This is a genomic window from Algoriphagus iocasae, from assembly GCF_014206875.1.
In the GTDB taxonomy this organism is placed as follows: Bacteria; Bacteroidota; Bacteroidia; order Cytophagales; family Cyclobacteriaceae; genus Algoriphagus; species Algoriphagus iocasae.
In genome coordinates this window covers 1,578,828-1,594,481 of sequence record NZ_JACIJO010000001.1, presented here as the reverse complement: position 1 = coordinate 1,594,481, position 15,654 = coordinate 1,578,828, and the positions used below count along the sequence as shown (strand labels likewise).

Sequence of the window (15,654 nt, the reverse complement as noted above, 5' to 3'; positions counted from 1 at the left end):
CCATTTAATTCCAGTATAGGAACCGTTTAAGATTACTTGTGATCGCTTTGCTCTGCCCGATAAAAAACATCCTGCAAAGCTTCCCGAATATGTAAACCATACAATTTCTGATGGTCTCTGGAAGGATAAACCCTGTTGGAAAGGAAAATATATGTGATTTTATTGATAGGATCCGCCCAAACGAAAGTTCCGGTAAAGCCTGAGTGCCCAAAACTTTCTGGACTCACCAATGGAGAAGGATATGCTTCGCCTAAAGGAAGTTCTGAATTGTTCAACAAAGGTTTATCAAAACCCAGTCCTCGGCGGTTTTCATTTTCTGGATATTGTACTTTAGTGAATTCTTTGACTGTTTCGGTAGAAATTAACTGTTTGCCATTTACATTTCCATAATGTTGATATAAAAGCATCAATTTAGCCAGGTCATCTGCTGTGGCAAACAATCCAGCATTTCCAGATATGCCCCCTTTCAGTGCCGCGTTTTCGTCATGTACCCATCCTTTTACCAAGGATTTACGAAAAAGGGAATCCACTTCTGTTGGAACTATGTCATTATCAAAATTCTTCTGAGACGGAAGGTATCCTAATGTTTTTGCACCTATAGGTTTGTAGAAATTCTCTTCCAAATAGGTTTGATAGTCAGTACCAGTGATTTGTTCGATTAATCTAGGATAAATCAAAAAAGTAAGTCCCGAATACAGGTATTTCTTATCATCCGATACTTCTGAGCGGTTTATGATTCGGTTCATTTTTCGCTCAAATCGATCATTGATATAAATCCTATCGTATGCTTGACCCTGAAATCGTTTATTGGTTGATTCATGTACAAACCTTCTTTTGACTTTTCCATTTTCCTTTATCACCTCATTCAAAAACACGATGTAGGGAACCAAACCGGCCTGATGGGCCAAAATCTCCCGAAGTGTCAGATCCTTTTTGTCTTTTCTGTGTCTCCATGGCTTCCAATAGTTGCTAAAGGGCTTATCCAGATCCAACTTTCCTTCATCCACCAATTTCATCAAAGCAGGTAAAGGCCCGGTAATTTTGGTCACCGACGCTAAATCGTATAAGTCATTCAAAGCAACAGCTTGCTTCTTGTCATAGGTATGATATCCATAGGCTTTATGAAAAATCACTGTATCGTTTTTAACTACCAAAACCTGCGCTCCCGGAAAAGCCAAACTGTCAATGCCCATTTGCATGATAGAATCCACTTTCTGATTAATGTAAGCTTCATCAAAACCAAGTGCAGATGGCTTTGCATGCACCAATTCTCTTTGGGCAAATCCTATTTGAACTAGGGTAGTAAAAAATAAAAACGTAAAGACTATATTTTTCATTATTGCAAAATTTGAAGCGTTCTTTTAAAGATAGTTTTCCTTGAATTGGATAAAGCAGCTAAATTTCAAATGATTTTATAAAATCAATATCAGTTAGTTAAATAATTTTTCATCTCAAAATTCATCTAATTGGAAAATCTATTACAAGTAAACAGCCTTGATTAGGTTGACTTTCTATTGAAAAGGTACCGTTGAGCATTTGGACTTTTGTCTCTATTCCCAACAGTCCCATCCCCCACTGCTCCCGGTCTTTTTGAATACCTATCCCATTATCTTCGAGGGTAATATTCAAAAAATCTTGATGGTTGATCAATTGAAGCCTTAACTGATCTGCTTGGCTATGTTTGATAATATTTTGAAGTAGCTCTTGGCAAATTCTATATATTGTCAATTCAATTTGCTCTTCCAGTCGATTTTCAAATCCCAAGACTTGAAGTTCTGTTTTGATATTCGTGGATTCATGAATGTCTTCAAGTAATGACTGAAGTGCCGAACTAAGACCAAATTTGCGTAAGGAAACCGGAGACATATGATGAGCAATTCTTCTAACTTCCGCGATAGCAACATCCAATTTATACAAGGCATCATTTCCTTCTTTTAAAAAATTGGATGCTCCATTTTTCTCAAATAAATTCGCCAAACGAATTTTAACCGTCGAAAGTTGCGAGCCCAGACTATCATGTAGATCTCCCGCAATCCGCTCTCTTTCATACTCTTGTACTTTGAAGAGATCTTTGAAATGGGTGTTTTTCTGCTGCTCCAAAAGTGCCATCAACTCTTGCTTTTTCTTCACTTCAAGCCGTACTTCCTCATTAAGGAAAAGACTTTTTTCATATATCCTTGCATTTTCCAGAATGATCCCGCCTTGGCTAGAAATGATCCTTACCCATCGAACTATTTCATCTGAATAGTTTCCCTCCACAAATCTGTTTTCAAGGTAAATTAACATTGAAAGGGACTCTGAAATAGAAACAGGGAAAACCATCAAAGATTTTACACCTTTCTCTTTCAAGATTTTTAATTCCGGGAATCCTGTATCATTTGTGATTTTATTAAAAATCAAAGGAGATTTAGTCCTGAAAGCCATCAGAAAAAGACCAGTAAGATCAGTTGGGCTTTTTAAATCTCCATCATTTTTATCAAGGTCCAAAAGCTGCAATTCTTTGAGGTGAACCAATTGTCCTTGATTTTCCACCAGTTGAATGGTGGCTCCACTTGATGCCGTGACTCTGATAACTATGGTTAAAAGCTTTTTGATTATGAGAGAAACATCCATATCACCACCCAACTCACGAAGGATGTTTTCAATGTCAATCGGATTTTTAGCTTTGATCTCATTATCGAACAGGAAAGAATATTGACGGACCAATTGACGCACTTTTCTCTTTGCTTCCCATCGCTCGTAAAAAATTACAGAGACTCCAAAGTGATCCTTGGCAGCAGATAAATTATTACCCCTTAAATAGAATTTGCCAAAAATCTCATGACAAAGCGCCGTCTGGTAAAGATTTTCTCCCGCACTTTCTATGGAGGATTGAAAATGACTTATAATCTCATGATCAGGTTGCCCTGTAATCCTACTGAATTCTGCCATTAAAAGCCAATAATCCGATCCATAGTTTGTTGGCGCATTATTCCTCCAAACACTCAAATTTCTAATTGCCATTTCCAGATCCGAAATGCATTCTGCCTTTTCTTCCGGGTTGATATTTGGCCAATTCTGGGTAATGGAGAGACTTTGAATAAGTGTATTTACAGGAACTAGAGGAGACCCTTGCTGAAGTTTTTTATTCTGATCGGCAGTTCGAGCACAGTTCCTGGCCTGTTCAAAATATCCAAATAAAAAGTAGTATCGAGCCAGAATATAGTTTCTATAAAACAACTCTTCCTGAAGAGTAAGTTTCGCTGCTAAGCCTCCAGGTTCTTGTTTAGGTAGAGCCAAAAATGGACTCTCGGTCATAAGATACTTTATCAGTTCTTTTTGGTAATGAGTGATATAATAGGTCAACTCCATTCCTGGATAAGTCTCTTTAAACTGATACTTCAACAATTCCGAAAGTGGCTTTCCACTAATAAAGTGAAGGTTGAATAAATGAGTCTTAAGTATATATAAACCAATTACATCACCTGACTTTCTTCCCGCTTCCATTCCTTCCATTAGCAGTGTACTACTTTCTTCAAATGGCAGTTTCCAAGGTTGAATATAAAATGCAAACACCCCTAAAACCCTGCATCGAAAATGCAGATCTTTTAGCGAGGAATTAATCTCAATTCCTTTTTTCCCGAAATCAAAGCCTCCACTGATATTACCTGCAATAATCTGCATTCTGCCATAACTGACATAACCAATCGCACTTACATTTGGTTGATCAAAATACCTTGATCGAATAATTAGCTGCAGCGCAGCCCAAGTAATCAAGGTTTCTGAAGTATGATGTAAAGCCATCCCTCCAACATACAGCAATCTTAAAATGGCTTCCTGAAATTCAACTTTCTGGTCTAGAAACAATGCATTTGGAATAGCTTCATTACCAGCCACATGTAATTGGAGGTTTTGTATCTCATTCTGTAATTCTAATTCCTCAAAAGGAATTTCCAGACCCAAGTCCAGTAAAATTTCCTGAAGAATAGCAACCGCCTTCCTATATCTACCTAAGTGGTTATTGATAATTATTTTCAGCTCAAACGCTTCCGCACGTTGTCTATGAGATATTAGATTTTCGATCAGGAAATCAATTTTGATTTCAGCTAAATCATATTCACCCAAAAAATACTCTACTCTTGCACTTTCCAAATGAGCTTGAAAAAGCACCGAATTAGCCTCGTCCCATCTGAGGCCTTTCAATATAGTTAAGGCAGCATTTACAAAGATTTTGGATTGGCTGTAAGCATGCTCACTTTTCTGAATTTTGGCTACTTCAAGAATTAATTCCGCAAATCTAATTTTTTCGGAAGGCTCTGAAATGCTTTCTGAGGCACGATTTAAATGATGTGCCAAGATCACTTTTTCAGAATTACTAAGCAGGAAAAAGTCGCTCTTTAGCAGCTCTTTAGCTATCTGAAAATGCATTTTTGACTTCTGAGAAGAGGGTATTTTCGAGTAAATAAACTCTCCAAAATTGCTTTCAACAAACTCCATTTCACCTTCTTTTCTAACCAAGACACCATCTGAAATTAGCGATTCAATGACTGAATTAGGTTCTGGGATGGAACTACAAAGGGAAACAAGATCCTTTTCAGTTAAGATCTCGGCACAAGCCAGCCATTCTAATACATTTATTTTAATGGAAGTTTTTGAATTTAACCTCTCCTGATAAAACTTTGAACTATTAACACCCTGAAATCGACCCTCTATTTCAGTCAAATTGCCAATCCAAACACCCTTTTCACTTTTCATTAATCCTTCCTGTACCAATGCCTCAACAAGGTTATTTAGAAGGGCTGGATTCCCTTGACCAAGCTTATGGATTAAAGCTAAAGTATTTGTTTCACAGATTCCATCCAGGCACATTTCTATAAATTGCTTGCTCTGGGATAAATTGAATTCACCTAATTCTATTCGCTGGATGTGTTTTTGATCGAAACCCAAACTTCGAATCAACTGATCTACCTGTCCCAAATCCTCTTTTGAATCACGTACAGCTCCGATCCAAATCAGTTTAGATGGAGGCAGTTGGGAAAGTAAATATTGAAGAAGGCTGGCGCTGGAACCATCTACCCACTGTAAATCATCCATAAACAAAATTTGAACCCTTTCAGAAAAATCACTGAAGTATTCAAAAAGAATCTTAAAGTGGATATATAACTGATTTTCTATTTTGGTAACCCGATGATCTGGACTGGGAATGCTTCTACCCTGAAGTAATTTCAATTCTGGGATATATTCAGAAAGCAAATTATAATCCTCTCCCAATGCCTTGGAAAGCCCTTCAGAGAACTTGGTGAATTCTTGAGAATCCATTTCTTTAAATTTCAACCTCAGGTAATTACCAATAGCCAGTTTCAATCCAGCATAGGGAACATTCTGAAGCTGTTGGGATTGGTTGCTGATCAACACATCACACGGGATGTTTTTCAGATAATTTTGAATTAAAAAAGTCTTGCCAGCACCTGTTTTGCCCACCACCACTGCACCTGTCCATAGGGTATTTGTGGGATGAAGCATTTTCTTGATATATCCGTCCAATTCATCCAACAGCAAGTGATGGTAGGAAATTTCTTTCCCTTCCTTGGAATATTTTATAGATGAATTGAACATATAAAATTAAAACTCAAATCCTCAAATAGCTATCCATTACAAAATGCTAAAATTTAAGAAAGAACTTTTCTTCTATTTTATAATTGATTCAAATAAGCTATCCAGAGGATTTACTCTTTCTTGAATTGCTGGATTGCAGCATAAACAGAACCATGCTTTGCCAATAAATCCGCTGCTTGACCATAAGTCAATTCAGGGATTTCCGAAAGTACCATTCTGATTCCCCGATCCAATAACTTATTATTACTCAGCTGCATATAAACCATCATGTTTCCTTTGACTTTTCCCATTTGAATCATCAAGCTCGTGCTGATCATGTTGAGGATCATTTTCTGAGCAGTACCGGATTTCATCCTAGTGCTACCAGTGACAAACTCAGGCCCAACTTCCACTTCGATCGGAAAATCTGCAAATTCAGAGATTTTAGCCTCAAGATTACATGAAATTCCGGCAGTAAGTAATCCATTTTGCTTAGCCTGTTCTAAACCTCCGAGTACATATGGTGTTTTTCCAGAAGCGGCAATACCGATTACTGTATCACTTTTATTTGGTTTGTAGATGGTAAGGTCCTTCCAAGCTTGAGAATAATTGTCTTCTGCACCTTCTACAGCAGATCGGATTGCAGAATCTCCCCCAGCGATCAATCCTATCACAAGATCCGGTGAAGAACCAAAAGTCGGAGGAATTTCCGAGGCATCTAATATCCCAAGTCTTCCTGAAGTACCAGCGCCGATATAAAATAAACGTCCTCCTTTTTGAAATCTTTCCACAATTTGGTTTACCAATTTTTCCAATTGTGGTAAGACTTTTTGAACAGCTAAAGCTACTTTCAGATCCTCTCGATTAATCGCCTCAAGCAACTCTCCAATGGGCATTGATTCTAGATTATCATACGTAGAAGAAGATTCGGTAGCTAGTTTCATGAAATTAACTGAGAAATGTAAGGTGGATAGATTTGTTTAGAAGCTTGCAAAAGTATGGCTATGATAATTTTTCAATCCTTCCATTGGGCTTTGCTCGATAAGTTCTATGATTTCACTATATTCTTGAGCCACAATAGAAAGATGCTCAGCAAAATGAAATGCAACCGAACCCGTAAACTTCAAAGACAAAGTCGGATTGGATTTTCTTAATGGAAGGATATAGAAATCAAAAAACTGTCTGAAATTTTGGTAAATAATTCTATGAATGACAGGATTTGAAGCATGTTTCAATAGAAAAGGCGTAAATGAAGCCAAAAATCGATTAGGTCTTGGCTGATTATAAATTTTATCCAAAATTTCCCGTTGATCCAACTGATAGGTTTCAAAAAACTCCTCTCTCAAATCAGAATTGTTGTTACTTTGTAACAATTCTCGAATAAGATCCCTCCCCAACACAGTCCCACTACCTTGATCCCCTAAGATAAATCCAAGAGAAGGAACTGTTCCTATGATGTTTTTGCCATCATAAAGACAGGAATTGGACCCCGTGCCCAAAATGCAGGCAATCCCAGGTTCATGCTGGTGCAAACTTCTTGCAGCACCTAAAATATCCCCGTTGACTTCAGATGAGTTTTCTGTAGGGAAAACTTCATTAAGAACTTGAGCTAATTCGGCCGCTTTAACTGGATGTCCACAACCGGCTCCATAAAAGACTACTTTATTTACGTTTGATATATGGCCTTTTATTTTTTCCAAAAGGACATGTTTGATATCCTTAGGTTGGAGAAAATAAGGATTTAGACCTTTGGATTTTAGGGAAACCAAGCAATCACCTGACTTATCAATCAATCTCCAATCGGTCTTAGTCGACCCGCTATCTGCTATTAAAAGCATTTATTTTCAGTTTAAAAGGAAAGAGCTCTTGCTAAACCCTATTTACAGGGAGTACAAATATGTTTTGAAAGAGACAGTAAGACATCCCTGAAAATAGGGATTTATTATAATCACTATTCGCAATTATTTCTGAATGGATTAGGGCATTTCTCCATTTCATGGGATATTTTCCAATTGTCTTCTAGTCCGCAATAGATTAGTAATGCTTTTAAACTTAATTAAAAAAATAAAATATCGCTTTAGAATTTAATGAAATTATTGAAATACTACAACCTTAAATTGTAGTTTATATAATCAAAAATTGTTTTTGCAATCATGATCCAATCTACAATTTAAATTAATAATCTAATCTACCTAGTTTATTAAACCTCTTTTGTAAGCATTATTAACCAGTTCGGCCGTATTTTTAGCTTTAAGTTTATACAGAAGGTTTTTTCGATGAGTTTCCACTGTATTCTTACTTATAAAGAGTTTTTCCCCAATTTCTAAAGTTGTCAACCCAATCGCGATACAGTCCAACACTTCTGACTCCCTTTCCGAAAGTCTTTCTTTCACTTCATATTTTGAAGAATCCTTCAAAAAACTAGCCAATAGAATTTTATTGACTTCCTCACTAACATAGGTTTCCCCTTTATAAAGAGAATAGATCGCATCCAAAAGATCCTTTTTTCCTGTGTTTTTCAGAATATAGCCATTGGCCCCACTTTTCAGCATGTCAGAAATAAAATGTCTATCACGATGCATGGATAACCCCAAAACCTTCAATTTTTTATTGGTTTTAAAAAGTTCCTTGGTTGCCTCCACACCATCCATTTCAGGCATATTCACATCCATGATCACTATATCCACTTGATTTTCTCGGCAATGAATAATAGCTTCTTTTCCATTGCATGCTTCTCCCACCACCTTTATTCCTGGGATATCTTGAAGTAAAGCTCTTATTCCATCAATAAACATTTGATGGTCATCTGCTATTAAGACATTGATCATTGGTAAAAATTTATTTTAAATTAACTGAGTTCGAAAGATGCTATTAAATAATAGGATTGACAGCTAATATTCCATCGGTGGAAAAAACTCCAAACTGCCCCCTAACTTTTATCAAAATCAAACTACACCTAAGACCTTCTTAAGATACAAAATCATGTTCTAATTAGCATTAGTGATTTATCAATATCCCTGTTTTCAGGGATTGAATTAGATCCATTTTTAGAAAGATTTGACAGTGAAAAAGTAAGGATGAATTAGAGTCATACAAATTGTCATGTTTGGAAATGCTCCATAAAGCCTTGTAACTGGTTCATAAAATCACTATTCAAATCTTTAATTAATTATTTAACATGAAAAAACTTCTACATTGTTCGTTTGCTGCAATGTGTTTTCTCCTGTTCCAGATTCAGGTAAATGCCCAGACCCTCCAGGTTTCGGGAACAGTTACCAGTTCAGAAGATGGAATGACATTACCTGGAGCAAGCATTTTAGTAAAAGGAACAACACGGGGTGTCACCTCCGACATCGATGGAAAATATCAGATTTCTGCTGAAAAAGGTCAGGTTCTGGTATTTAGTTTTATAGGTATGATCACTCAGGAACACACCGTCAACGACAATAAAGTAATAGACATTGTATTTGAACCTGATGCACAGTCGTTAGAAGAATTTGTTGTTGTGGGTTATGGAACCCAAAAGCGAAGTGACTTGACCGGTGCCGTTTCTTCAGTAGACACCAAGGTCCTGGAGTCCAGACCCATTACAGACGTGGCAAGAGGTCTTCAGGGAACCACACCTGGTCTTACCATCACCACCCCAAGTGGTCAAATTGGACAAAATCCTACTATTAGACTTCGTGGATCTATTGGAACTTTAAGTAATTCCGGGGGAGCACAGCCTTTGATTTTAGTAGACAATGTAGAAATCCCCAATCTACAATTGATAAACCCAGAAGACATTGAGTCCATATCGGTCTTGAAAGATGCTGCTTCTTCTTCCATTTATGGTGCTCGAGGAGCTTGGGGTGTAATTTTAATTACTACTAAAAAGGGTAAAAAAGGTGAAGCTCCTAAGGTGAATTATTCCAACAACTTTTCATTTGCTACCCCAACAATCACTCCTAGTATTGCCAATACTGCCGATGGTGCGGAAATGGCTTTTAGAGCTTTGCAGCGTACTAACCCTTCTACTAATGTATTTGGTGTTGTGGGGATGTATTTTGATGAAACAGGTATTCAGAAGATGCGTGACTGGGAAGCTCAATACGGTGGACAGCAGCTTGGAAACGAAATGGTACTTGGTAGAGATTTCGAAATCAGAGATGGGCGATTGTTCTTCTACAGACCATGGGAAGCTGGTGATATGTTTATGAAAAACTGGACTCCACAGCAAAAGCATGATATCTCTGTAGCTGGAGGAAGCGAAAAAACCACCTATCGCCTCGGAGTTGGTTATTTGGGACAAAATGGAGTTTTAAAAGTAAATCCAGATGAATTCAACAGATACACCGCAGATCTGAACGTCAGCACCCAAGCCACGGATTGGATGGAAGTAAGAGGCGGCATTTTATACAGTAACACCAAATTTACACGACCTTTCTATTTTTCCAGTGAGACGTATGATCCATGGTATTATTTATTAAGATGGCCTAAAAACTATCCTTATGGAACTTATGAAGGGTATCCTTTCAGAAGTGCTGTAACAGAAGTGCAGCAGGCAAAAATGAATGAGCAGAACACTTCTTTGACCCGACTAAACCTTGGCACGACCATCACGCCCATAGATGGCTTATCGATAGTTGCAAATTATACGTATGATTCCCAGAACTTTCATGACCACCAAACAGGTGGTGTGGTATCGGCTTATAACTTCTGGTCTACTGGAGCAAACCTTCAGTATGCTCCTTATACCAGTGCTGCTTACAACCGGGTTCAATACGCCTCTTCCTGGAGTAACAGAAACGTAGGAAAAGTATTTGCTACCTATGAGAAAATGTTTGGAGACCATTCTTTAAAAGCTATGGTCGGTGGAGACATAGAAGCTTACGAATACTGGTATCATAGCTCACAGAGAAGAGATTTGATGGATTTAGACAGAGGTGAATTGGATCTTGCATCAGGAGATCAATTTGTTGATGGATCAAGAAACCAATGGTCAACAGCAGGTGCATTTAGCCGTTTGAACTACAATTACAAAGGAAAATACTTCTTGGAATTAAACGGAAGATATGATGGTTCGTCCAGATTATCACCTACTGAAAGATGGGCTTTCTTCCCTTCTATGTCTGCAGGTTACGTGATTTCTGAGGAATCATTCTTTGAGCCGGTAACTTCAGTTATGTCCTTCTTTAAACTCCGTGGTTCATGGGGTGCAATCGGAAATCAAAACGCATACTTGAGTGATATTTATAGAATCATGAGCTCATATTCTTCAGGATGGTTAATTGGCGGAAATAACCAATTAACATTCGGTACACCTGGAGCATTACCTTCTTCTCTTACTTGGGAAACTATTACAACTCTTGATTTAGGGTTTGATGCTAGATTCTTCCAAGATAGATTCGGGATAGTATTCGATTGGTATAACCGTACCACAAGCGACATGCATAGTGCAGGAGAAGTTCTTCCAGCGTCCAATGGAACAGGTGCTACCAAACAAAATTTCGGAGAACTTCAGACAAAAGGATGGGAGCTTGCCTTGGATTACAACCACAGTTTTTCAAATGGCTTAAGATTAAATACCACCTTCGTTTTATCTGACTACAGAGAAACCATTACAGAATTTGCTGATAATCAAAGTATCTACTCAAACAGACCCGGAAAAGTAATCGGTGATATCTGGGGATATGAAACAGATAGATTATTTACCGAAGATGATTTTGCCCAGGATAGTAATGGTGAATTGGTTTTAGAAAATGGCAAATACGTTTTGAATGATGGAATTCCATCCCAAGAATTATATGAAAGCGGTTGGTTCTATTATGGTCCAGGCGATGTGAAATATAAAGATCTGAATGGTGATGGAGAAATCACTTTTGGGGAAAACACCGAGGAAGATCACGGAGATCTAAAAGTGATCGGAAATTCTACTCCAAGATATCAGTATGGCCTTAGAGTGGGAATGGATTTTAAAGGAATCGACCTCAGCTTCTTTGTTCAGGGAGTTGGGAAAAGAGATTATTGGGCAAATGGTCCGATCATGATTCCTGGTTACCGTCCTGGTGAAGCTTGGTTCCAACATCAATTGGACTATTGGACTCCTGAAAATCCAGATGCTTTCTATCCTCGTCCTACGGATGCTGGTCAGTCAAACAACTCAAGAAACTTCCTTCCACAGACTCGCTACCTGCTAGACATGTCCTACTTAAGAATGAAGAATATCACATTGGGCTATTCACTTCCAGCTTCCTTGATTTCAAAAGTAAATCTGGATAAAGTGAGAGTTTATTTCAGTGGAGAGAATTTATTTGAATTTACCAACCTGGATCTTCCACTGGATCCTGAGGTAGATTATACTACAGCAGGAAACAATGACTCGAATACATTCGGTCGGGTTTATCCTTATAGTAGATCCCTGTCATTTGGTTTACAGGTAACATTTTAAATTGAAAGAACGATGAAACTAAGAATAATAGCACTCGCTCTCAGTCTATTTACAATTTCTGGATGTGATGATTATTTGGAAAAGCCACCTTTGGACAGTCTTACAGATGAGACGTATTGGACTAGTGAAAGCAACGTAAGAAGTTTTTCATGGGGATTTTACACCTCCTATTTCAGTGGGTATGGCTCAGGCTACACTTGGGGAAAATTCTTTTCCTCCCAGACTTTAAACGATGATTTTGCTCCGTCCAGTCCTACCCAGTTCCGAAGAACAGTACCTACAGCAGCTACCAATAGCTATTGGACCTTTTCTTACGTAAGAAAAGCCAATATTTTCCTAGATAGGATCCAAACTGTTCCTATGTCCGATGAAGCAATCCAACACTGGTCTGGTGTAGCAAGATTCTTCAGAGCCATGGAATACCACGATTTGGTAAAACAATTTGGGGATGTACCTTGGTACGAATCTGAATTGGATCAAACTAATACGGAAGAACTGTTTAGACCTAGAGACAGCAGAGAATTTGTGATGGACAGGGTTTTGGAAGACTTTGAGTTCGCCATAAACAATGTCCGAATAAAAGATGGAAATGATGGTTTGACCGTGAATAGAGCAGTAGTTATAGCTTACATGTCCAGAATTTTCCTTTTCGAAGGAACTTGGCAGAAATACCATAACGGAAACAGTGAAAAGGCAAAAGAGTATTTGGAAGCCTCTAAAAATGCAGCTTTGACACTGATTAATATGGGTGAATATTCTTTAGGAAACTATAGAGAAGTATTCAATTCCTTAAACCTAGCTGGAAATCCTGAAGTAATTCTTTATAGACATTATGAACCAGGCATCTTGACACATGCTTTAAATTCTTACAATAATATGGAGCCACAAACTGGTGTTTCTAAAGATGCAATAGATGCATATTTGGCTGAAGACGGACTTCCGATTAGCATTTCTCCATTGTATAAAGGAGATAAGGGTATAGAAAATGTCATGGCAAATAGAGACCCAAGAATGTACGCAACACTAGTCTCCAATGAATTAAGACTTAACGGAATTGCTTCCAATTACAGCACCACTGGCTTTGCTACCCATAAATTCTTAAATGAAGTGATCAAAGATGAGCCAGAAGGAAGTTCCAATTTAAATTACACTGACTCGCCAGTAATGAGATATGGAGAGGTATTGATGAACTATGCCGAGGCAGCAGCTGAACTGGCAACTGTAGGAGGACCGGTACTTTCACAAGCGGATTTGGATTTATCCATCAATGTGCTTCGCGATCGTCCTGGAGTAATGCTCCCCCACCTAGAAGTATCCGGTGAATCTGTAGCAGTCAATGGAATGTCTTATGATGATCCGGCTAGGGATCCTGAAATTTCTTCTATTATTTGGGAAATCAGAAGAGAAAGAAGAATTGAGTTGATGATGGAAGGTTTCAGGACAGATGATTTGAAGCGTTGGAAAAAACTGGAATATTCTGATACTCAAGCAAATTCTGACATCAATAAAGGAGCTTGGATTCGGAGAATTGATTATCCTGAATTACAGAGCAGTGTCACCCTTTCTGAAGGGGAAGAAGGTTATATAATACCGGCTACTGCTGCTGTTTCCCAACGCTTGTTTGAAGACCCAAAAGTTTATTTAGATCCAGTTCCATTGGATCAAATCACACTTTATGAGCAAAATGGTGTTACATTAACACAAAACCCCGGCTGGTAATTAACTAGTCAAACCAATAATGTCCTTCTTTCCTCTTTAGAAAGAAGGACATTTTTTTGAATTTAATAGCACATCAATATCATCCACCAATGAAAAAAACCCTTCTCATTTTATTTATCCTAAAACTTGGAATTAGTCCTGCACAGAATTTTAAATTTGCTTTCATTACGGATACTCATATCGGTTCTCCAAACGGAGTGGCAGAAGAAGATCTCCAAAAGACTGTTTTAGATATCAATTCCTTGGAGGCAATAGATTTTGCATTAGTGACTGGAGATATAACAGAAATGGGAACAGATGAAGAAATCAGAAAAGCGAAGCAGTTACTTGACGGGCTGACCATCCCCTACTATGTGGTACCAGGCAACCATGACACAGGATGGTCTGAATCTGGCGGTGTGAGTTTTATCAATACGTTTGGCTATGACAAATTTGTCTTTGAGCATAAAGGATTTAAATTTATAGGAACTGCTTCAGGACCTCATGTAAGGATGTCAGATGGGCATATTCCCAGAGATGCGGTAGTTTGGTTGGATTCCGTTTTAAATGCCACTCCCTCAGAACAACCGATAATCAATGTCAATCACTATCCTTTGGACGACAGTCTGGACAATTGGTTTGAACTGACCGATCGGTTGAAAAAACAAAATACTCAGTTTTCCATTTGTGGCCACGGTCATACTAACAAGGAATATGATTTTGAGGGAATTCCGGGAACGATGGGCAGATCCAATTTGCGGGCAAAAGAAGAGGTTGGCGGTTATACCCTCGTAGAAATCACGAATGAAATGGCCTATTTTTCGGAGAGGACACCAGGAGGTATCACTCATGAACCATGGAGAGAGATTCCTATTGAACTAAGAGATTATTCTAAATCACCCAATTTTCCTAAACCTGACTATGGCATAAATGCACAATATCCTCAAGTAACAGCAAAATGGAGTTATCATTCTTCAGCCAATGTAATCTCAACTCCCATGGTAGCTTCAGGGAAAGTATTCTTTGGAAACAGCTTGGGAAAATTCGAGGCACTAGACTCGAGTTCAGGTAAACTGTTATGGGAATATCAGACTAATGGAGGAATTTTCTCCTCCCCAGTTTCATTTAAAAATTTAGTTATTTTTGGTTCTGGAGATGGAAATATCTATGCCTTGAATGCTGAAAATGGAAAGCTAGAATGGAGAACCAAAGCCGAGGCAGCAGTTTTGGGATCTCCAATCGTAGAAGGAAGCCAAGTATTTATTGGCTCTAGTGACGGCAAGTTTAGAGCATTAAATGCATCGAATGGAAAAATCATTTGGGAATTTGAAGGCCTAAAGGGGCCAGTAGTCAGTAAACCTCTTATTGTAAAAGGCTCGGTTATTTTTGGAGCTTGGGATAAAAACCTTTACTCTTTAGACTTGAAAGATGGGAATTTAAAATGGAGCTGGAATAACGGTTCTACTAACCGAATGTTTTCACCTGCCATGTGTATTCCCGTTGAAGCAGAAGGAATGGTTTTCATCGTTGCTCCAGACCGATACCTCACAGCATTTGATCTCGAATCTGGAGAGGAATTATGGCGTAGCAATGAAGCGACTGTCAGAGAATCAATCGGAATTTCAGAGGATAAAAAGTTGATCTATGGAAAAACCATGAATGATGAAATTGTGGCCTTTCCTGTCAGTAGAGAAAAATCACCTTTGGCTTGGCGAATGGACGTTGGTTTTGGTTACGAGCATGTTCCATCTATGCTAATTGAGAAAAATGGACATGTTTATTTTGGTACAAAAAACAGCACTGTTTATAGTATCAATCCAATAAAAAAAGAAATCAATTGGGCACATAAGATTGATAATTCCATGGCCAATACAGTAAATGTCATTGACGAACATTCATTAGTAGTCGCAACCATGGATGGCAAAATAGAATGGCTCAGTTTTTAATCAAAT

General features: G+C 38.1%; 8 protein-coding genes. 3 read left to right on the top strand and 5 right to left on the bottom strand.

Features of this window, described 5'->3' with window-relative positions:
- Window positions 1-32: 32 nt before the first annotated feature.
- The 5 genes from FHS59_RS06935 to FHS59_RS06915 form a co-directional block, all read right to left on the bottom strand.
- Entirely contained in the window at window positions 33-1,337 is a 1,305-nt protein-coding gene (locus FHS59_RS06935; protein ID WP_184494295.1) for a serine hydrolase domain-containing protein, read from the bottom strand.
- Between the two features lie 121 nt (window positions 1,338-1,458).
- Window positions 1,459-5,595 (bottom strand): AAA family ATPase, encoded by a 4,137-nt coding sequence (locus FHS59_RS06930; protein WP_184494293.1) that lies wholly within the window; start codon window positions 5,593-5,595, stop codon window positions 1,459-1,461.
- Window positions 5,596-5,705: 110 nt separating this feature from the next.
- Window positions 5,706-6,518, bottom strand: a complete 813-nt coding sequence (murQ, locus tag FHS59_RS06925; protein ID WP_184494291.1) for an N-acetylmuramic acid 6-phosphate etherase — start codon at window positions 6,516-6,518, stop codon at window positions 5,706-5,708.
- A gap of 36 nt (window positions 6,519-6,554) precedes the next feature.
- Window positions 6,555-7,412, bottom strand: coding sequence for an N-acetylglucosamine kinase (locus tag FHS59_RS06920; RefSeq protein WP_184494289.1), 858 nt, complete (start codon window positions 7,410-7,412; stop codon window positions 6,555-6,557).
- Window positions 7,413-7,766: 354 nt separating this feature from the next.
- Window positions 7,767-8,402 (bottom strand): response regulator, encoded by a 636-nt coding sequence (locus FHS59_RS06915; RefSeq protein ID WP_184494287.1) that lies wholly within the window; start codon window positions 8,400-8,402, stop codon window positions 7,767-7,769.
- A 350-nt stretch (window positions 8,403-8,752) separates the two neighbouring features.
- Between FHS59_RS06915 and FHS59_RS06910 the strand changes: the two genes are divergently transcribed.
- The 3 genes from FHS59_RS06910 to FHS59_RS06900 all read left to right on the top strand — a co-directional run bounded on the left by FHS59_RS06910 (window position 8,753) and on the right by FHS59_RS06900 (window position 15,648).
- Window positions 8,753-12,004: a SusC/RagA family TonB-linked outer membrane protein gene (locus tag FHS59_RS06910; RefSeq protein WP_221444446.1), complete on the top strand. Its 3,252-nt coding sequence runs from the start codon at window positions 8,753-8,755 to the stop codon at window positions 12,002-12,004.
- Window positions 12,005-12,016: 12 nt separating this feature from the next.
- Complete coding sequence (locus FHS59_RS06905; protein ID WP_184494285.1) at window positions 12,017-13,723, top strand: RagB/SusD family nutrient uptake outer membrane protein; 1,707 nt, start codon at window positions 12,017-12,019, stop codon at window positions 13,721-13,723.
- A gap of 89 nt (window positions 13,724-13,812) precedes the next feature.
- The gene (locus FHS59_RS06900) at window positions 13,813-15,648 is read left to right on the top strand and encodes an outer membrane protein assembly factor BamB family protein (RefSeq protein ID WP_184494283.1); all 1,836 of its coding nucleotides are present in this window, start codon (window positions 13,813-13,815) and stop codon (window positions 15,646-15,648) included.
- Window positions 15,649-15,654: the final 6 nt, after the last annotated feature.

Bases quoted from the DNA above. Each gene is read 5' to 3' on its own strand.
- FHS59_RS06920 (WP_184494289.1), bottom strand. From the start codon at position 7,412: ATGCTTTTAATAGCAGATAGCGGGTCGACTAAGACCGATTGGAGATTG.
- FHS59_RS06930 (WP_184494293.1), bottom strand. From the start codon at position 5,595: ATGTTCAATTCATCTATAAAATATTCCAAGGAAGGGAAAGAAATTTCC.
- FHS59_RS06910 (WP_221444446.1), top strand. From the start codon at position 8,753: ATGAAAAAACTTCTACATTGTTCGTTTGCTGCAATGTGTTTTCTCCTG.
- murQ (WP_184494291.1), bottom strand. From the start codon at position 6,518: ATGAAACTAGCTACCGAATCTTCTTCTACGTATGATAATCTAGAATCA.
- FHS59_RS06935 (WP_184494295.1), bottom strand. From the start codon at position 1,337: ATGAAAAATATAGTCTTTACGTTTTTATTTTTTACTACCCTAGTTCAA.
- FHS59_RS06905 (WP_184494285.1), top strand. From the start codon at position 12,017: ATGAAACTAAGAATAATAGCACTCGCTCTCAGTCTATTTACAATTTCT.
- FHS59_RS06900 (WP_184494283.1), top strand. From the start codon at position 13,813: ATGAAAAAAACCCTTCTCATTTTATTTATCCTAAAACTTGGAATTAGT.
- FHS59_RS06915 (WP_184494287.1), bottom strand. From the start codon at position 8,402: ATGATCAATGTCTTAATAGCAGATGACCATCAAATGTTTATTGATGGA.